Annotated in this window: 18 protein-coding genes and 1 riboswitch; of the genes, 5 read left to right on the top strand and 13 right to left on the bottom strand. The window is 63.8% G+C overall.

Features of this window, described 5'->3' with window-relative positions:
- Window positions 1-96: 96 nt before the first annotated feature.
- The 4 genes from dxs to ribB form a co-directional block, all read right to left on the bottom strand.
- Entirely contained in the window at window positions 97-1,992 is a 1,896-nt protein-coding gene (gene dxs, locus AC5O5R_RS02715) for a 1-deoxy-D-xylulose-5-phosphate synthase (protein WP_172231272.1), read from the bottom strand.
- A gap of 176 nt (window positions 1,993-2,168) precedes the next feature.
- Window positions 2,169-3,056: a (2E,6E)-farnesyl diphosphate synthase gene (ispA, locus tag AC5O5R_RS02720; protein WP_172286629.1), complete on the bottom strand. Its 888-nt coding sequence runs from the start codon at window positions 3,054-3,056 to the stop codon at window positions 2,169-2,171.
- Window positions 3,053-3,295, bottom strand: a complete 243-nt coding sequence (locus AC5O5R_RS02725) for an exodeoxyribonuclease VII small subunit (protein WP_027594918.1) — start codon at window positions 3,293-3,295, stop codon at window positions 3,053-3,055. Before AC5O5R_RS02725 ends, ispA begins: the two co-directional genes overlap by 4 nt.
- A 136-nt stretch (window positions 3,296-3,431) precedes the next feature.
- A complete protein-coding gene (gene ribB, locus AC5O5R_RS02730; RefSeq protein ID WP_172231266.1) occupies window positions 3,432-4,082 on the bottom strand; it encodes a 3,4-dihydroxy-2-butanone-4-phosphate synthase in 651 nt (216 codons plus the stop codon).
- Window positions 4,083-4,163: 81 nt separating this feature from the next.
- Window positions 4,164-4,305: riboswitch (FMN riboswitch) on the bottom strand.
- A gap of 62 nt (window positions 4,306-4,367) precedes the next feature.
- Here ribB and AC5O5R_RS02735 point away from each other — a divergent pair.
- Window positions 4,368-4,583: a hypothetical protein gene (locus AC5O5R_RS02735; RefSeq protein WP_372242463.1), complete on the top strand. Its 216-nt coding sequence runs from the start codon at window positions 4,368-4,370 to the stop codon at window positions 4,581-4,583.
- Window positions 4,584-5,028: 445 nt separating this feature from the next.
- Here the strand turns inward: AC5O5R_RS02735 and AC5O5R_RS02740 are convergent, their stop codons facing one another.
- From AC5O5R_RS02740 to exaC, 9 genes are all read right to left on the bottom strand, one after another.
- Window positions 5,029-5,730 (bottom strand): LexA family transcriptional regulator, encoded by a 702-nt coding sequence (locus tag AC5O5R_RS02740; protein ID WP_172220549.1) that lies wholly within the window; start codon window positions 5,728-5,730, stop codon window positions 5,029-5,031.
- Window positions 5,731-5,915: 185 nt separating this feature from the next.
- Window positions 5,916-6,443 (bottom strand): inorganic diphosphatase, encoded by a 528-nt coding sequence (gene ppa, locus AC5O5R_RS02745; protein WP_016497835.1) that lies wholly within the window; start codon window positions 6,441-6,443, stop codon window positions 5,916-5,918.
- Window positions 6,444-6,536: 93 nt separating this feature from the next.
- Window positions 6,537-7,352, bottom strand: coding sequence for a M90 family metallopeptidase (locus AC5O5R_RS02750; protein WP_172220547.1), 816 nt, complete (start codon window positions 7,350-7,352; stop codon window positions 6,537-6,539).
- 20 nt (window positions 7,353-7,372) lie between these two features.
- Window positions 7,373-8,020, bottom strand: a complete 648-nt coding sequence (locus AC5O5R_RS02755) for a DedA family protein (RefSeq protein WP_019472362.1) — start codon at window positions 8,018-8,020, stop codon at window positions 7,373-7,375.
- Window positions 8,021-8,296: 276 nt separating this feature from the next.
- The gene (locus tag AC5O5R_RS02760) at window positions 8,297-8,755 is read right to left on the bottom strand and encodes a GNAT family N-acetyltransferase (protein ID WP_172220544.1); all 459 of its coding nucleotides are present in this window, start codon (window positions 8,753-8,755) and stop codon (window positions 8,297-8,299) included.
- Between the two features lie 108 nt (window positions 8,756-8,863).
- Window positions 8,864-9,679 (bottom strand): ethanolamine ammonia-lyase subunit EutC, encoded by an 816-nt coding sequence (gene eutC, locus AC5O5R_RS02765; RefSeq protein WP_172220541.1) that lies wholly within the window; start codon window positions 9,677-9,679, stop codon window positions 8,864-8,866.
- Window positions 9,680-9,687: 8 nt separating this feature from the next.
- On the bottom strand, window positions 9,688-11,082 hold the full coding sequence (locus AC5O5R_RS02770) for an ethanolamine ammonia-lyase subunit EutB (RefSeq protein WP_172220538.1): 1,395 nt from the start codon (window positions 11,080-11,082) through the stop codon (window positions 9,688-9,690).
- A 46-nt stretch (window positions 11,083-11,128) separates the two neighbouring features.
- Window positions 11,129-12,577 (bottom strand): ethanolamine permease, encoded by a 1,449-nt coding sequence (gene eat / locus AC5O5R_RS02775; protein ID WP_172220535.1) that lies wholly within the window; start codon window positions 12,575-12,577, stop codon window positions 11,129-11,131.
- Window positions 12,578-12,802: 225 nt separating this feature from the next.
- Complete coding sequence (gene exaC, locus AC5O5R_RS02780) at window positions 12,803-14,323, bottom strand: acetaldehyde dehydrogenase ExaC (protein ID WP_172220532.1); 1,521 nt, start codon at window positions 14,321-14,323, stop codon at window positions 12,803-12,805.
- A 255-nt stretch (window positions 14,324-14,578) separates the two neighbouring features.
- On the opposite strand from exaC, the gene AC5O5R_RS02785 reads away from it, so the two are divergent.
- The 4 genes from AC5O5R_RS02785 to AC5O5R_RS02800 all read left to right on the top strand — a co-directional run bounded on the left by AC5O5R_RS02785 (window position 14,579) and on the right by AC5O5R_RS02800 (window position 18,878).
- Window positions 14,579-16,552 carry a sigma-54-dependent Fis family transcriptional regulator gene (locus AC5O5R_RS02785; protein ID WP_172220529.1) on the top strand — a complete coding sequence of 658 codons (1,974 nt, stop codon included), beginning with the start codon at window positions 14,579-14,581 and terminating at the stop codon, window positions 16,550-16,552.
- Window positions 16,553-16,618: 66 nt separating this feature from the next.
- On the top strand, window positions 16,619-17,968 hold the full coding sequence (gene mpl / locus AC5O5R_RS02790) for a UDP-N-acetylmuramate:L-alanyl-gamma-D-glutamyl-meso-diaminopimelate ligase (RefSeq protein WP_172220526.1): 1,350 nt from the start codon (window positions 16,619-16,621) through the stop codon (window positions 17,966-17,968).
- Entirely contained in the window at window positions 17,965-18,594 is a 630-nt protein-coding gene (gene ubiX, locus AC5O5R_RS02795) for a flavin prenyltransferase UbiX (RefSeq protein WP_172220523.1), read from the top strand. The genes mpl and ubiX overlap by 4 nt, the downstream gene beginning before the upstream one ends.
- On the top strand, window positions 18,591-18,878 hold the full coding sequence (locus tag AC5O5R_RS02800; RefSeq protein WP_172220520.1) for a YceK/YidQ family lipoprotein: 288 nt from the start codon (window positions 18,591-18,593) through the stop codon (window positions 18,876-18,878). Before ubiX ends, AC5O5R_RS02800 begins: the two co-directional genes overlap by 4 nt.
- Window positions 18,879-18,881: the final 3 nt, after the last annotated feature.

The following is an 18,881-nucleotide window of genomic DNA, read 5'->3' on the forward strand; positions in this document are numbered from 1 at the left end:
GGCCGCTCCTACAGGTATTGCGAAGGCCGGGAGAGCGGCGCGGTCTCTGTAGGAGCGGCCTTGTGTCGCGAAAGGGCCGCAAAGCGGCCCCAGGGATTACAGGCCGAGCTTGGCCATCCGAGCTTTGACAGCAGCCTCGATGCCGGCCGCATCCAGCCCACACTCGGCCAGCATCTGCGCAGGCTTGGCGTGCTCGACATAGATATCCGGCAGCCCCAGGTGCAGCAGCGGCTTGAGCACCGCCTGGCTGGCCAGGAACTCACCCACCGCCGCACCGGCACCGCCCATGATGGCGTTTTCTTCGATGGTCACCAGCAGTTCATGGCTGGCAGCCAGTTCCAGCACCAGGGCCTCGTCCAGCGGCTTGACGAAGCGCATGTCGACCACCGTGGCGTTGGTCTGCGCAGCTACCTGCATGGCCTCGGCCAGTTGCACGCCAAACACCAGCAGGGCGACTTTTTCGCCTTGCCGGCGGACCACGCCCTTGCCGATTTCCAGTGGCTCGAGGTCACCGCTGATCGGCGCATTCGGGCCGGTACCACGCGGGTAGCGCACCGCTGCCGGGCCGTTGTACAGGTGGCCGGTGCTGAGCATCTTGCGCAACTCGTTTTCGTCGCTTGGGGTCATCACCAGCATGCCGGGGATGCAGCGCAGGTACGACAGGTCATAGCTGCCCGCATGGGTCGGGCCGTCTTCGCCCACCAGGCCGGCGCGGTCGATGGCGAACAGCACGTCGAGGTTCTGCACCGCCACGTCGTGAATCAGCTGGTCGTAAGCGCGCTGCAGGAAGGTCGAGTAGATCGCCACCACCGGCTTGCTGCCCTCGCAGGCCATGCCGGCGGCCAGGGTCACCGCGTGCTGTTCGGCAATCGCCACGTCGAAGTAGCGCTCAGGGTAACGCTCGCTGAAGTCGACCAGGTCGGAGCCTTCCTTCATCGCCGGGGTAATGCCTACCAGACGCTTGTCGGCGGCGGCCATGTCGCACAGCCACTGGCCGAACACGGCGGAGTACTTCGGGCCGCTGGCTTTCTTGGGCGCGGCAGGTTTGTCGGCCGGCTCCAGCTTGGTGATGGCGTGGTAGCCAATCGGGTCGACCTCGGCCGGGGCGAAACCCTTGCCTTTCTTGGTCACCACATGCAGGAACTGCGGGCCCTTGAGGTCACGCATGTTGCGCAAGGTGGCGATCATGGTCGGCAGGTCGTGGCCGTCGATCGGGCCAATGTAGTTCCAGCCCAGCTCTTCGAACAGCGTGCCCGGCACCAGCATGCCCTTGGCATACTCCTCGGTGCGGCGGGCGATTTCCCAGGCACCCGGCAGGCGCGACAGCACTTTCTTGCTGCCTTCGCGCATGCTCGCGTAGGTGCGGCTGGAAAGAATCTTGGCCAGGTAATTGGACAGGCCGCCGACATTGCGCGAAATCGACATGTCGTTGTCGTTGAGGATCACCAGCATGTCGGCGTTGACTTCCTGGGCGTGGTTCAACGCCTCGAAGGCCATGCCGGCAGTCAGCGCGCCATCACCGATCACCGCAATCGACTTGCGTGCGCTGTTCTGCAGGCGGGCGGCAATGGCCATGCCCAGCGCGGCACTGATCGAGGTGCTGGAGTGGCCGACGCCAAAGGTGTCGTACTCGCTTTCGCTGCGGCGCGGGAAGGCGGCGATGCCGTCCTTCTGGCGCAGGCTGAGCATGCGGTTGCGGCGCCCGGTGAGGATCTTGTGCGGGTAGGCCTGGTGGCCCACGTCCCACACCAGCCGGTCGTCCGGGGTGTCGAAAACGTAGTGCAGGGCGATGGTCAGCTCGATCACGCCCAGACCGGCACCAAAATGCCCACCGGTCTGACCCACGGTGTAGAGCAGTTCCTGGCGCAATTCGTCGGCCAGGGTCTCCAGGTCGGCTTCGGCCAGCCGGCGCAGGCCGGCAGGCGTGTCAGCGCGGTCGAGCAACGGCGTGACCGGGCGTTCGCGGGGGATCTCTTGAAACGTCGTGGGCATCAGGCGAGTCGTTATAGGTTTGAAGTGGCGGCAGTTTACCCCATTGTGGGAAAAGTGCCCATTCGACCACGGGTTGCGGGGCCCCTGGTGGGCGCAGCTTTACCTGTGAATGCGGCGCTGGATCAACAATCGCATTCGCGGGTAAACCTCGCTCCTACAAGGATTGATGTAGCAGCTTAGTTGCGGCGTTCGACGATGTAACGCGCCAGCGCCCGCAGCGGCTCGGCGTTTTCGCCGAAGCCTTGCAGTGCGAGCAACGCCTGGTCGCGCAGTTCTATCGCATAGGCCTTGGCCGCTTCCAGGCCGAGCAGGGCCGGGTAGGTCGGTTTGTCACGGGCTATGTCAGCGCCTTGGCGCTTGCCCAGGGTGGCGGTGTCGCTTTCCACGTCGAGGATATCGTCCTGCACCTGGAACGCCAGCCCGATGGCCTGTGCATACGTCTGCAGCGCATCCAGCTGCGCCGGTTCGGCGCGGGCACTGGCCAGGGCGCCCAGGCGCACGCTGGCTTCGATCAGTGCACCGGTCTTGTGCCGGTGCATGAACTCCAGCGCCTGCTGGTCCAGTTTCAGGCCAACCGAGCCCAGGTCGATGGCCTGGCCGCCGACCATGCCGGCCGGGCCGGCAGCCTTGGCCAGGGTCTGCACCATGGCCAGGCGGATGCTGTCGGCCTGCGGGCTCAAACCCGGGTCGAGCAGGGCGGCGAAGGCCAGGCTTTGCAAGCCGTCGCCAGCGAGGATGGCGCAGGCTTCGTCGAATGCTTTGTGGGTAGTTGGCTGGCCACGGCGCAGGTCATCGTCGTCCATGGCCGGCAGGTCATCATGTACCAGCGAGTAGGCGTGGATCAGCTCGACAGCGCAGGCAGCGCCGTTGGCTTGTTCGGCCGGGGCACCCAGCGCTTCGCAGGCCGCGTAGGCCAGCAACGGGCGTACCCGCTTGCCGCCGTTCATCACGCTGTAGCGCATGGCGGCGTAAAGGCGTTGCAGTTCATCGGTAGGCGCGACGAACAGCGGCTCGAGGGCTGCGTCGACACGCGCCTGGCAGTTGGCCTGGTAGGTGCCAATCATGCTTCCGGCTCCGCATCGAAAGGCTGCGCGGCCAGTTCGCCATCGCGCTCCAGCAGAATCTGCACCTTCTGCTCGGCCTGCGCCAGGGCGCCTTGGCAGTCCCGGGTCAGGGCGATGCCTTGCTCGAAGGCGGCCAGCGAGTCTTCCAGCGACAATTCGCCGTTCTCCAGGCGCTCGACCAATGCTTGCAGGTCTGCGAGGGATTGCTCGAAATCGAGGGAGGCTTTTTTGCGGGCCATGGCGACTGTCTCGGTAGCTGGTCAGAACGGCGCGACACTAGCAGAGCGGGGCGGGGGGAGCAAACTTCAGGGGTAATGAGGCTGGTTTCAAAGCCCCATTCGCGGGCTTGCCCGCGAATGGACCCAGTGTGGTCTATCAGGCAGGCTCGGCTTCCAGCTCCACCATCGCTTCCCGGTAGCGCGCCAGTTCCTCGATGGTCAGCACCGGCAGATTGTATTGCCGCGCGTACACTGCCACCTGCTCGCCGCGGGCCATGCTGCCATCGGGGTTCATCAGCTCGCACAGCACCGCCGCCGGACGCAGGCCGGCCAGGCGTGCCAGGTCCACCGAGCCCTCGGTGTGGCCACGGCGGGTAAGCACCCCGCCATTGCGGGCGCGCAGCGGGAATAAATGCCCCGGGCTGACAATGTGGCGCTGTTCGGCAGTGGAGCGCAGTGCCGCAGCAATGGTGGTAATGCGGTCCTGGGCCGAAACGCCGGTAGTGATGCCTTCTGCCGCCTCGATAGTGACGGTGAAGCCAGTGCCATGCCGGGCCTGGTTGTTCTGCACCATCGGCGCCAGCTGCAGCTCGTCGACGGTTGCCTCGTCCAGGCACAGGCAGACGATGCCGCTGCAATCGCGAATCATCATGGCCATGGTCTGCAACGAAATGTTCTCGGCGGCGGCAATGATGTCCGCTTCGTCCTCGCGGTCGTCATCGTCGAGCAGCAGCACAGGGCGCCCGGCCTTGAAGGCAGCGATGGCGGCACTAACGTTGGGGTATTGCGGGTGGTAGCGGGTGGACATGAAACGCTCCTCGTTAATGATCGATGAACGTCTCGGGGCGAACAAAATGCGCGCGCAGGGGCGCCCGAAACGGCCCCTGCCTGACGCCTTCTTTCATCCGGACTATGACCGTCGGCTCTGGAGTCGCACCAGATCTGCTGACCCCCGGCATGGCCGGGGCGCTCGCGGGCTCATCTTTCGATTTACCGCCGGTGGGGACTTGCACCCCGCCCTGAAGACCGGCCAAGCATACAGCACAGGGCCACCCCACTGGCAACCCGCGGATCTACGACCTTCGGCGCAATCGTGCCGCTACGTAGGCTGCAGATCGATCGGCGCCACGGCGGCCACCCTTGGCCGCATGCGATGCTGTCGTACCCGGTGACTTCGAAGCTGACGGCTACGTTCAACGTCAACAACCTGTTTGACCGGGACTACCTGTCGCGGGTGGGATCGACCTCGACGTTCAACTTCTATGGGCCTTCGCGGAGCATGATGGTTGGGGCGCGGTATGAGTTCTGATGGGGATGGGGCGGGTAGGTGCATGTCGGGAGATTTGCTGCGCCTGTGACAAGCGCCGCCCGCGCGGCGCTTCGCGGAACAAGCCCGCTTACACATTTGTTTCGGACCAGTTACTCCTGAAGCCGAAGCACTCGGCCGCTTGGGGCCCGCCATGATATCGAGTTGGTGGGCGCTGACCGGGAGGGTTTTGCCAGCGCCGCGAATTTTCTGCGGGCATTAAAAAGCCGGCTTGTGGCCGGCTTCTCGGGGACGGCTCCGACTAATTTATGGTAAGTCGCAACCGCCTTAACTGTGTGGCCATCAAGGGCCTGAAAGAGATGGCAGATAACCGTGTGGGATATTGCCGAGCCCTCTGGACTGCGGCTTGCGCCGGTCGGGGCTGAATGTGCGGCGTAGCATACAAGGGCTCGCGCGGTCTGCCCAGCAAAAAATGGCACAGGGTGTTTCAGCCGGGCCGTTGCTGGCGGAAATGCGACCAGTGGAACACCCAGCCGATGATTTCCAGCCTCTGGGCCTGACGCTGCGCGGCGGTGTAGCGTTCGGCCGCGTAGTTGTGCCGGTCATGGCTGTGCAGGTAAAGCGTGCCGTGCTGGCCGAGGCTGAGGTAGTTCACCCTCAGCGTGCCGTTGTGCAACAAGGCATAGGTTTCGCCTTCGACCACCTGGGTCATGCCCAGATCGATGGCCAGGGTAGCGTCCAGTGGAATCAGCGGGGCCATGTTGCTGGCCGGCATCGCCAGGCAGACGGCGTTGCGAGGGCGTACACCCAGCTCTTTCAGGGCTTTTGCTGGCAGGCGCAGGTGTTGTCCGGCAGCTGGCGAAAGCAGGCCGTTACGTACCTCGTGGTAGGGCACATTCAGTACCCGGCCGCGATGCACCGACAAGGGGCTTGGGGTGTTGGCGGGTGCCGGGCGGGGCGGAAAGTTGCGCAGGATCGGGTTGGGGTGTTTGGGCCCTTCGCCCGTGCGCAGCCAACGACGATGCACACAGAACAAATCGGCCAGTTCGTCCAGCCGGGCCAGGGGGACGCCGCGTTTTAACCAGTTGTTGACGTGCTGTGGTGTGACGCTGCGCTGGGCAGCGAAATCAGAAGAGGTCAGGCCACATTCGTGAAGAAGGGCTTTGAGGCGGTCGCCGGAAGTGTTCATGGCCGCGAGTGTAGCGGCGGGTTGCCAGTAAGGATATGAACCGAGTGTTGACGGAAATTGTACGAAAAGGGCCCGTTTGTAGGGCGTTGGTGTAGGACTGCGTAAGATTTATTACCGCCAGTCTCCGCACCCTCCATCCGGACAAAAAAAACCCCGCCGAGGCGGGGTTTTTTGCACAACCGGTATCAGCCTTTGTAGGCAGCAACCGATTTGGTGATCGCAGCACGGGCGGCGTCGGCGCCGTCCCAGCCTTCGATCTTGACCCACTTGCCTTTCTCGAGATCTTTGTAGTTGGCAAAGAAGTGCTCGATCTGCTGGATCAGCAGGGCTGGCAGGTCGGTGTATTCCTTCACGTCGACGTACAGCTGCGACAGCTTGTCGTGCGGTACAGCGATGACCTTGGCGTCGCCGCCGCCGTCGTCGGTCATGTTCAGGATGCCGACCGGACGGGCGCGGATAACCGAGCCTGGGGCTACCGGGTAAGGGGTAACCACCAGCACGTCCAGCGGGTCACCGTCGTCAGCCAGGGTGTTCGGGATGAAGCCGTAGTTGGCTGGGTAGAACATCGGGGTGGCCATGAAACGGTCGACGAACAGGGTGTCGCTGTCCTTGTCGATCTCGTATTTGATCGGCGCGTGGTTGGCCGGGATCTCGATGGCGACGTAGATGTCGTTCGGCAGGTCTTTGCCCGCCGGAATCTTGCTGTAGCTCATTGGGCAGTGCCCCCGTGTTTGACCAAAAAAGTGGCGGCGATTATAGGCACATTCTGCCGCTGCATGCCACGCCTGGCCTGATGTGTGGCCGCGTCAGGCGTGGCTTTCGCGGTAGTCGGGGTGTTCGGCCTGGAGCCGGCTCAGGCGCGCCAGCGGGTCCTGGCGGTAGAACAGCGACAGCTGATGGTAGACCCGTGGATACGCCTGCTGCAGCAGGTCGGGGGCACTGAAGAAGTATTCGCTGGTAACGGCAAAGAACTCTGCCGGGTTTTCGGCGGCATACGGGTCGATGGCGGTTTCGGCGTCGGGGTCGTTGTCCAGCTGGCGGTTGAGGTCGTCGTAGGCCTGTTGCATGGCGTGCGCCCATTCATCCACAGGCATGCCGCTGTGCAGCGGCGGCAGGCCATTGGCATCGCCGTTGAGCATGTCCAGCTTGTGCGCCAGTTCGTGGATGACCAGGTTGTAGGCTTCCCAGCCGCCGCTGGCCAGCACGCCGTTCCAGGCGAGGATGATCGGGCCCTGTTGCCAGGCCTCGCCGCTGTGCTCGCCATCCCAGGCGTGCTCCACGCCGCTGGCGTCGCGGTGGCGCTGGGGGCTTTTGAAGTCGTCGGGGTAAAGGATGATTTCGTGAAAACCCTGGTACCAGTTCAGGTCGCCCAGGTGCAGCAACGGTAACTGGGCCTGGGCGGCCAGGAACAGCCGTTGCTCATCGTCCGGCTCGACGCCTGGCAGGCAGGTGAGGTGTTTGTCGAGCAGGAAAAGGATGCAGGCTTCGCGCAGCCAGTGGTCTTCTTCGTCACTGATGCCGTCCAGCATCGGCAGGCGCGCGCGCACGGCCTGCCATTGCTGGGGGGCGATGGGGTAGCGCGCCAGGGTGCGCTTGCGCCGCCAGGCGCTGAATGACCACATGTCTGCTGTGCTTCGAGCGTTCAGTGAGCCTTGGCCGCACGGCCCAGGCGGCCACGCAGCAGGCCGAGGATCATTGGCACCAGCGACAGGACGATGATGCCCACCACCATCAGCGACAGGTGCTGCTTGATGAACGGCACGTTGCCGAAGAAGTAACCCAGGGTGACCAGGCCGCCGACCCACAGCAGCGAACCGGCGACGCTGAAGCCGAGGAAGCGGGGGTAATGCATGTGGGCAATACCGGCAACAAACGGGGCGAAGGTGCGCAGGATGGGCAGGAAGCGCGCCAGGGTCACGGTTTTACCACCATGGCGTTCATAGAACTCGTGGGTGCGCTGCAGGTAGTCGCGGCGGAAGATTTTCGAGTTGGGGTTATTGAACAACCGCTCGCCGGCCGTTCGGCCGATCACGTAATTGGTGCTGTCGCCCAGGATTGCCGCTGCCATCAGCAGGCCAGCCAGCAGTACCGGGTCCATGCCGCCGCCCGCAGCTACGGCGCCGGCAATGAACAACAACGAATCGCCCGGCAGGAACGGCATGACCACCAGCCCGGTTTCACAGAAGATCACGGTGAACAGGATGGCGTAGATCCATGGACCGTAATTGGTGACCAGCAGATCGAGGTAGGCATCGAGATGCAGGATAAGGTCCAGCGGGTTGAAATCCATGTACAGCACCTGTGTTCTTGGGCGTAGGCTCGGTTACCTGGCGATGGGTAAATTTTCACACATGACAGGTGGGGCATTATACGGCGAAGTGAAGAACATGCCCGGGGAGTTTGTAGCGGGGGGTTACGGTAGGGAGTTTGTGGGTCAACACAGAGCACCTGTAGGAGCAGCCTTGCGCTGCGAAGAGGCCAGTAAGGCCACAGGCAATCATTTGCCGTACCGGCCCTTTCGCAGCGCAAGGCTGCTCCTACAAATGCGCTGCCCTGTTTTGAGAGGTCAATCCTGACTGATCGGCAGGATGTAGTTCTCGAACTCGGTGTCCTTGCGAAAGCCAATGGATTCGTAGGTCTTGCGGGCTGCCTCGTTACCGGCACTGGTTGAGACCCGCAGGCGTACCGCGTTGGTGTCCTTGGCCATCTTCTTCGCCTCGCGCATCAGGTGGTCGGCCACCAGCATGCGCCGCGAATCCTCGGCCACGTAGATATCGTTGAGAATCCATACCCGCTTCAGCGACAGCGATGAGTAGCTCGGGTAAAGCTGGCAGAAGCCCAGCAGCTTGCTGTCGTCGTCTTCCGGCAGCGCCAGATAGATCACCGATTCATCCCGTTTCAGGCGCTTTTCCAGGAAGCTGCGCGAACTGTCGGGGTAGGGCAGCTGCCCATAGAACTCACGGTATTTGACGAACAACGGCGTGAGCAGGTCGAGGTGTTCCAGGGTTGCCTTGATGATGCGCATGTGCGGCCCTCAGAGTCCATTTGGGGAAACAGCGGAATGCCAGCAGCTTTCAAGGGCATGCTGCCCAATGCGCGTCACAAGTGCAATCCGCCTTCCGTTACATGTTTTTTACCCTTTGCCGAGCAGGAAGTTGCCTTTCTGGTTGCCAGCGTTGTCACTCTCCAGGCTATGGACCTCGGCTTCGTCCTTCAGATTCACCCCGGAAAGCTGGCGCCGACAGGCTTCGCGCATCAGGTACAGCAGGCGGTGCGCCGCCATGCCATAGCTCAGGCCCTCCAGGCGCACGTTGGAGATGCAGTTACGGTAGGCATCGGTCAGGCCGACCTTGGGCGCGTAGGTAAAGTACAGGCCAAGGCTATCGGGCGAGCTGAGCCCCGGGCGCTCGCCGATCAGCATCACGGTCATCCGTGCGCCCAGCAATTCGCCCACCTGATCGGCGACTGCTACCCGGCCCTGTTCTACCAGCACCACCGGCGCACAGGTCCAGCCATCGGCGGCGGCTTGCTCCTCGAAACGGGTCAGGAACGGCAGGGTGTGGCGATGAACGGCCAAGGCCGACAGGCCATCGGCGACCACGATGGCCAGGTCGACGCCACCGGGGTTGGCCTGGGCGTGCTGGCGCAGCGTGCTGATCGAATCGTCATTCAGGCGCCTGCCCAGGTCCGGGCGCTGCAGGTACTGGTGGCGGTCGCTCGCGGCGCTGTGCAGCACCAGGCTGTCGCGGCCCTTTTCTTTCAACTGAGTGGCCAGGCCAGCATGGTCGAAGGCCAGGTGCACGGCGTCGCGGGCCTGGGCATGGGCGAACTGGAAATCCAGCTGCGCCCCGGTCGGCAGGCTGGTGCCGGCACGGCCCAGGGCGATGCGCGCCGGGGTCAGGGTGCGCAAGGCCAGCCAGGGGTTGTCAGGGGTAGGCGTGCGGTTCATGGTCATCCCTATGCAAGCTGGGCCAAGGCCTGGCGGAAAGCCGGCGGCAGGTTGTCACCAAAGCGCACCCGGCCGTCGGCCTGGGTGAAGATGCCGGTATGAGCCAACCATGCCTCGAACTCCGGCCCGGGCTTCAGGCCCAGGGTCTGGCGCGCGTAAAGCGCGTCATGGAACGAGGTGGTCTGGTAATTGAGCATGATGTCGTCAGAGCCGGGTATGCCCATGATGAAGTTGATCCCGGCCACACCCAGCAGGGTCAGCAGGGTGTCCATGTCGTCCTGGTCGGCTTCGGCGTGGTTGGTGTAGCAGATGTCGCAGCCCATCGGTACGCCCAGCAGCTTGCCGCAGAAGTGGTCTTCGAGGCCGGCCCGGATGATCTGCTTGCCGTTGTATAGGTATTCCGGGCCGATGAAGCCGACCACGGTGTTGACCAGAAACGGCTTGAAATGGCGGGCTACGGCATAGGCGCGGGTTTCACAGGTTTGCTGGTCGACGCCATGGTGGGCGTTGGCCGACAAGGCGCTGCCCTGGCCTGTTTCGAAATACATCAGGTTCTGCCCGACGGTGCCGCGCTTCAGCGACAGCCCAGCCTCGTAGCCCTCCTGCAATACGTTCAGATTGATGCCAAACCCGGCGTTGGCTGCCTCGGTGCCGGCAATGGACTGGAACACCAGGTCCAGCGGCACGCCACGGTTGATGGCTTCGATCGAGGTGGTGACGTGGGTCAGCACGCAGGCCTGGGTGGGAATGTCGTAGCGCTGGATGATTGCATCGAGCATTTCCAGCAGGGCACAGATCGAGGCGATGCTGTCGGTGGCCGGGTTGATGCCGATCATGGCGTCGCCGTTGCCGTACAGCAGGCCGTCGAGAATGCTGGCGGCGATACCGGCTGGCTCATCGGTCGGGTGATTCGGCTGCAGCCGGGTCGACAGGCGCCCGCGCAGGCCCATGGTGCCGCGGAACCGGGTGACCACGCGGATTTTCTGCGCCACCAGCACCAGGTCCTGCACGCGCATGATTTTCGACACGGCGGCAGCCATTTCCGGCGTCAGCCCGGGCGCCAGGGCGCGCAGGCTGTCTTCGTTGGCCTCTTCGCCCAGCAACCAGTCGCGCAGGCCGCCCACGGTCAGGTGGCTTACCGGGCCGAAGGCCCGGGCGTCGTGGGTGTCGATGATAAGGCGGGAAACTTCGTCCTGTTCGTAAGGGATCAGCGCCTCATTCAGGAAATGCGTCAGCGGGATATTGGCCAGGGCCATCTGCGCGGCGACCCGTTCGCCGTCGTTGCTGGCAGCAACCCCCGCCAGGAAGTCACCCGAGCGTGCGGGGCTGGCCTTGGCCAATACTTCCTTGAGGCTGTCGAAGCGGTAGACCATGTTGCCTACCGTGTGTACGAAACTTGCCATACAGAATCTCCAGAGCCGCGGGCTGGCCCGCGGCGGGTGGCGGCAATCAGTGCAGGGTCTCTTCGGCCTGCTGGATCGCGGCGAATTCCTCTTCCGGTGTACCGGCTACCAGGTGGTGGCGGCTGTAGAAAGCAAAGTAGGCAATCAATACCCCATAGATCACTGCCGCGCCAATCACTACCCGTGGGTCGACCAGGAAACCGGCCACCACGGCGACGCAGGCCAGTAGCAGCGCCACGCCCGAGGTAAAGATGCCGCCAGGGGTGCGGTACGGGCGCTCCATCTTCGGCCGGCGGATACGCAGGGTGATGTGCGCGGCCATCATCAGCACATAAGACAGTGTGGCACCGAACACCGCGACCAGAATCAGCAAATCGCCCTGGCCGGTCAGCGACAGCGCGAAGCCGATGATGCCGGGGATGACCAAAGCCAGTACCGGCGCCTTGCTCTTGTTGGTTTCCGACAGTTTGCGCGGCAGGTAGCCGGCACGGGACAAGGCGAAGATCTGCCGGGAATAGGCATAGATGATCGAGAAGAAGCTGGCGATAAGCCCGGCCAGGCCGACCAGGTTGACGAAGCTGCCCATCCAGGTAGAGCCGCCGTAGGCTTTGGCCAATGCTTCGACCAGCGGGTTGCCAGAGGCTTTCAGCGCTTCGGAACCCGCGCCGCCAGGGCCGACCACCAGAATCAGCAAGGCAAAGGCGACCAGCACCAGCATCGCGCCGATCAGGCCGCGTGGCAGGTCGCGTTTCGGGTTCTTGGTTTCCTCGGCAGCCAGGGGCACGCCTTCGACAGCCAGGAAGAACCAGATCGCATAGGGGATCGCCGCCCACACGCCGACGTAGCCAAACGGCAGGAAGCTGCTGGCGCCCACGGCGTCCGTCTGGGCGATGTCGAACAGGTTGGCTGCATCAAAATGGGGCACCATCGCCACCAGGAACACCGCCAGGGCGATAGCGGCCACGGCAGTGATGATGAACATCAGCTTCAGCGCTTCACCCACACCGAAGATATGGATGCCGATGAACACGATGTAGAACGCCAGGTAGATCATCCAGCCGCCGATGCCGAACAGTGACTGGCAGTAGGCCCCGATGAAGGTGGCGATGGCGGCGGGGGCGATGGCATATTCGATCAGGATTGCCGTGCCGGTAAGGAACCCGCCCCAGGGGCCGAAGGCGCTGCGGGCAAAGCCGTAGCCGCCGCCAGCGGTGGGGATCATCGACGAAAGCTCGGCCAGCGAGAAGCACATGCACAGGTACATGGTGGCCATCAGCAGTGTGGCGAGGAACATGCCGCCCCAGCCGCCCTGGGCCAGGCCGAAGTTCCAGCCGGCGTAGTCGCCGGAGATCACGTAGGCCACGCCCAGGCCGACCAGCAGCACCCAGCCGGCGGCGCCTTTTTTCAGTTCACGTTGCTGGAAGTAGTCTGAGCCGACCTTTTCGAAGTCTACGGAAGAGCCTGCCGACGAGCCGGCGGATTGATCGCTTGGCATAGATTCACCTGTTTTTTTTCTTGGTGGCCGGGGGAGGTCCGGGCCGATGGTGATGGGTACTGCAGGAAGCGAGCCAGAGCGGCTGGTGCAGGTTGCCGCCCTGGGTTTTGTGTTTGCAGGCCTGCCCCTTTCGCGGGCTTGCCCGCTCCCACATGAATTGCACAGGTCTTGAAAACCGTGCGGTCCCTGTGGGAGCGGGTTTACCCGCGAAGACGGCGACGCGGTCTAGAAGAAGCCCAACGGATTGATGTCGTAGCTCACCAGCAGGTTCTTGGTCTGCTGATAATGATCAAGCATCATCTTGTGCGTCTCACGCCCGACCCCCGACTTCTTGTACCCGCCAAACGCCGCATGCGCGGGGTACAGGTGGTAGCAGTTGGTCCACACCCGGCCGGCCTTGATACCCCGGCCCATACGGTAGGCACGGTTGATGTCGCGCGTCCACACGCCGGCACCCAGGCCGAACTCTGTGTCGTTGGCAATCGCCAGCGCCTCGGCTTCGTCCTTGAAGGTGGTCACGCTCACCACCGGCCCGAAGATTTCCTCCTGGAACACGCGCATGCTGTTGTTGCCCTTGAGCAGGGTCGGCTGGATGTAGTACCCGGTAGCCAACGCACCCTCCAGTTTCTCCACCTTGCCGCCGGTCAGCAGCTCGGCGCCTTCCTTCTGGGCAATGTCCAGGTACGACAGAATCTTCTCGAACTGCTGCTGCGAGGCCTGGGCGCCGACCATGGTGTCGGTGTCCAGCGGGTCGCCGCGCTTGATTTGCAGCACCTTCTTCATCACCACTTCCATGAACTGCGGGTAGATCGACTCCTGGACCAGTGCGCGCGACGGGCAGGTACACACCTCGCCCTGGTTGAAGAACGCCAGCACCATGCCTTCGGCAGCCTTGTCGATGAAGCTCGGCTCGGCCTGCATGATGTCTTCGAAGTACACGTTCGGCGACTTGCCGCCCAGTTCGACAGTGGAAGGGATGATGTTTTCGGCGGCGCATTTCATGATGTGCGAGCCCACCGGGGTGGAGCCGGTGAAGGCGATCTTGGCGATGCGCTTGCTGGTGGCCAGTGCTTCACCCGCTTCGCGGCCATAGCCTTGCACCACGTTGAGCACGCCTTTTGGCAGCAGGTCGCCGATCACTTCCATCAGCACGGTGATGCCCAGCGGGGTCTGCTCGGCCGGTTTCAGCACCACGCAGTTGCCGGCGGCCAGGGCCGGGGCCAGCTTCCAGGCGGCCATCAGGATCGGGAAGTTCCACGGGATGATCTGCCCGACCACGCCCAGCGGCTCGTGGATGTGATAGGCCACGGTGCCTTCGTTGATCTCTGCTGCGCCGCCTTCCTGGGCGCGGATGCAGCCGGCAAAGTAGCGGAAGTGGTCGACCGCCAGCGGGATATCGGCATTGAGGGTTTCGCGGATCGGCTTGCCGTTGTCCCAGGTTTCGGTGATGGCCAGCAGTTCCAGGTTCTGTTCGATACGGTCGGCGATTCTCAGCAGGACGTTGGAGCGGTCCTGCACCGAGGTCCGGCCCCAGGCGTCAGCCGCAGCGTGGGCGGCATCCAGGGCTTTGTCGATGTCTTCGGCAGTAGAGCGCGGGAATTCGGCGATCGGCTGACCGTCCACCGGAGAGGTGTTGGTGAAGTACTCACCCTTTACCGGAGGAACGAACTCACCACCGATGTAGTTGCCGTAGCGGTTCTTGAAGGAAACCTTCGCGCCTTCGGTACCGGGATGTGCATAACGCATGGTGTGTCTCCTGGCTATTGTGTTTGTTAGGGAGTTGGAAAGCGTAGAGCAAAGGTCGGGCCAGCGTTGGCAGCACCAGGCAAATCAATGGGTTGGCTCAGCATCCAGCAATTTGCCGCGCAGCTCTGTGCCAGCATCGGTACGCCCGCAGTGACACTTTGTGCCATTTGCGACACGTCACCGTAGGGTGCATTGCAAACCTTTTCCGGGTAGAGGATGCTGACTGGACTCTCTATCTGCGGAGAACTACAACAAATGCAGAGCAATCATTTCAGTCACCATGCCCGGCAGGTGCATAGCGTGGCCCACGGCGGGGCCGGGGAGGGCGCAAGCGATCCGTCCATCGCCCGCTCCTGGTTGCGCTGTCTTGAGGACTACCACCTCGACCCGTCGGTGGCCCAGGCGCCGGTGGTGCTCGAACACGGGCGCCTGCTGGAAAGCCGCGAGCGTCTGCGCCAGGTGTTGCAAATTGCCGATCATGAAATGAACAGCCTGCACCAGCAGCTTTCCGGGGCCGGTCATGCGGTGTTGCTGACCGATGCCCGTGGTGTGATCCTGAATTGCGTGAGCGCCCCTAACGAGCGGCGCAGTTTCGAGCATGCCGGGCTGTGGCTGGGCGCCGACTGGAGCGAGGCACGCGAGGGCACCAACGGCATCGGCACTTGCCTGGTCGAGCGCCAGGCGCTGACCATCCACCAGAACGAACACTTCCGCGGCCGTCACACAGGCCTTACCTGTTCCGCCAGCCCGGTGTTCGACCCACATGGCGAACTGCTGGCGGTGCTCGACGTGTCTTCGGCGCGGCCCGACGTTTCCCGGCAAAGCCAGTTCCACACCATGGCCTTGGTGAACTTGTCGGCGAAGATGATCGAAAGCTGCTATTTCCTGCGCCATTTCGAGCAACAGTGGCTGCTGCGTTTTCACTTGCAGGCTGAATCGGTCGGCCTGTTCAGCGAAGGGCTGTTGGCGTTTGACGGCGATGGGCGTATCTGCGCCGCCAACCAGAGCGCGCTGAACCTGCTGGGCAGCGTGCGCGGTGGCGTGCTGGGCAAACCTCTGGAACGCTTCTTCGCCTGCAGCCACGATGATCTGTTCAGCCGCGCCACACCCGGTGGCAGCACCGTCTGGCCGCTGCGTACTTTGGACGGTCGTCAGGTCTTCGCCAGCCTGCGTGGCCAGGCCCGTGCGCCGGTGTGGTCGGTGCCTATCGGCCAGCCACGCCCGGCGCGCGAAGTGGAGCCGCTTGTGTGCCTGCTGGACGCGGCCCTGCAAAACGACTTTCGCCGCAGCGTGCGGGTGTTCGAGCGTGATGTGCCGCTGCTGCTGCGCGGCGAGACCGGCTGCGGCAAAGAGGCCTTCGCCCAGGCCGTGCACCAGGCCAGCGAGCGGCGTGGCAAGCCGTTTGTCGCCATCAACTGTGCCTCGATCCCGGAGAGCCTGATCGAGAGCGAGCTGTTTGGCTATCGCGGCGGCAGCTTTACCGGTGCTCGCAAGGAAGGCATGCGCGGCAAGTTGCTGCAGGCAGACGGCGGCACCTTGTTGCTGGACGAGATCGGCGACATGCCGCTGGCCCTGCAGACCCGTCTGTTGCGGGTGCTGGAAGATCGGCAGGTGGTGCCTATCGGTGGCGAGCCACAGGCGGTGGATGTGCGGATCGTCAGTGCCACGCACCGCGACTTGCTGGAGCGAGTCGAGCAGGGCGGTTTCCGCGAGGACCTGTATTACCGCCTGAATGGCCTGGAGGTAGCGTTGCCGGCGGTGCGCGAACGCAGCGACAAGGCGCAGTTGCTGGACTTTCTGCTGCGCCAGGAGGCGCACGGGCAGCTGATTGATATCGAGCCCAGGGCGCGCCAGGCGCTGCTCGACTTCACCTGGCCCGGTAACGTGCGGCAGATGCGCAATGTGCTGCGCACCCTGGTGGCGCTTTGCGAGGATGCCCGGATCGTGTTTTCGGACCTCCCCGCCATGGTTCGCCAGGGCGCTGCCCTCGATCGCCGGCAAGCCAGCTCCCACCCCGACCGTGCCGACTTCAGGCCATCTGCTGTCCCTGTGGGCGCTGCCTTGCCGGCGACAGGGCCAGCTGCATTGAAAGATGCCGAATGCCATGCGCTGATGGCGACCCTGGAAGCAAAACACTGGCACCTGACCCGCGTTGCCGAACACCTGGGCATCAGCCGCAATACCTTGTATCGCAAACTGCGCAAACATGGCATCACCAGGGCCGACTGAGCGAAACAGCGGGTGCGATTTGTCGCGCCCTGGGCTACCCTGCCTCGATGTTTTGCGAGGTCGACCATGCATATTCACATTCTCGGTATTTGCGGCACTTTCATGGGTTCGCTGGCCGTGCTGGCCAAGGAACTTGGCCACCGTGTCACCGGTTCGGACGCCAATGTCTACCCGCCGATGAGCACCCAGCTCGAGGCCCAGGGCATCGAGCTGACCCAAGGCTATGACCCCGTCCAGCTGGACCCGGCGCCAGACCTGGTGGTCATCGGCAACGCCATGTCGCGTGGCAACCCGGCGGTAGAGTACGTGCTGAACAAGGGCCTGCCCTACGTCTCCGGCCCGCAGTGGCTGGCTGATCACGTGCTGCAAGGGCGCTGGGTACTGGCGGTTGCCGGGACCCACGGCAAGACCACCACCAGCAGCATGCTGGCCTGGGTGCTGGAGCACGCGGGCATGAGCCCGGGCTTCCTGATCGGCGGTGTGCCGCAAAACTTCTCGGTGTCGGCGCGCCTGGGCGACACGCCGTTCTTCGTGGTTGAAGCCGACGAGTACGACAGCGCGTTCTTCGACAAACGTTCGAAGTTCGTGCACTACCACCCACGCACGGCGATCCTCAACAACCTTGAGTTCGATCATGCCGACATCTTCCCGGACCTGGCGTCGATCGAGCGACAGTTCCACCACCTGGTGCGCACCATCCCCAGTGAAGGCCTGGTCATTCACCCGACCACCGAACAGGCGCTGGAGCGGGTCATCGGCATGGGCTGCTGGACCCCGGTGCAGACCACCGGTGAAGGTGGCCAGTGGCAGGCGCGCCTGCTCAGCGCTGACGGCTCACGTTTCGAAGTGCTTTTCGAAGGTGAAGCGCAGGGCATTGTCGACTGGCCACTGACCGGCCAGCACAACGTTGCCAACGCCCTCGCCACCCTGGCAGCGGCCCGTCACGTGGGCGTGGTGCCGGCCATGGGCATCGACGGCCTGAGTGCTTTCAAGAGCGTCAAGCGGCGCATGGAAACGGTTGCCGAAGTGCAGGGCGTGACCATCTACGATGATTTCGCCCACCACCCCACCGCCATCGCCACCACCCTCGACGGCCTGCGCAAGCGCGTTGGCGAAGCCCCGGTGATCGCGGTGATCGAGCCACGTTCCAATTCGATGAAGCTGGGTGCCCACCGCGACGGCCTGCCGGAAAGCGTCAACGACGCTGACCAGGTGATCTGGTACGCGCCGGCGAACCTCGGCTGGGACCTGGCGGCCACCGCCGCACAATGCAAGGTGCCGAGCGTGGTGGCTGACAGCCTCGAGGCGATCATCGAACGGATCAAGGGCCAGGCCCGCCCAGGCACCCACGTGGTGATCATGAGCAACGGCGGCTTTGGCGGCCTGCACGGCAAGCTGGCCGAGGCGCTGAAGTGAGCGGGCCGGAACGCATCACCCTGGCCATGACGGGCGCCTCGGGCGCCCAATATGGCCTGCGACTGCTTGATTGCCTGGTGCGCGAAGACCGTGAGGTGCACTTCCTGATCTCCAAGGCTGCGCAACTGGTAATGGCCACCGAGACCGACGTGCTGCTGCCGGCCAAGCCCCAGGCCATGCAGGCGTTCCTCACCGAATACACCGGCGCCGCCGACGGGCAGATCCGCGTGTACGGCAAGGAAGACTGGATGTCGCCGGTAGCCTCGGGTTCCGGTGCCCCGGCGGCGATGGTGGTGGTGCCCTGTTCCACAGGCACCCTGTCGGCGATTGCCACCGGTGCCTGCAACAATCTGATCGAGCGCGCGGCCGACGTTACCCTCAAGGAGCGCCGTCAGCTGATCCTGGTGCCTCGCGAGGCGCCGTTTTCCACCATCCACCTGGAGAACATGCTGAAGCTGTCGCAGATGGGCGCAGTGATCCTGCCGGCGGCGCCGGGCTTCTATCATCAGCCACAGACCATCGACGATCTGGTCGACTTTGTCGTGGCGCGTGTGCTCAACCTGCTGAACATTCCCCAGGACATGTTGCCGCGTTGGGGCGAGCATCATTACGGGGTGGATGATTGAAGCGAGCGCTGGCTGGTTTGCTGACCCTGGGACTGTTGAGTGGCTGTGCCACGGTGCGCACGCTGGACGCCAACAAACCCGGGGCACCGGTAGTGTATGCCGGTACCCGGTTGGACTTGTATGTGATCAATGGTGGCTGCTGCCCGCGAGATCGCTACGGGGCTGACGCGCCGGGTTACCCAGCGCTGGACCTGCCTGGCAGCATGTTGCTCGACACCCTGTTGCTGCCGTTGTCGTTGCTGACGGCGGCCGGGGTAGGCTTCCAGGCCACCGGCGGCCTGTAACGG

The organism is Pseudomonas sp. 8_5_2, from assembly GCF_059295255.1.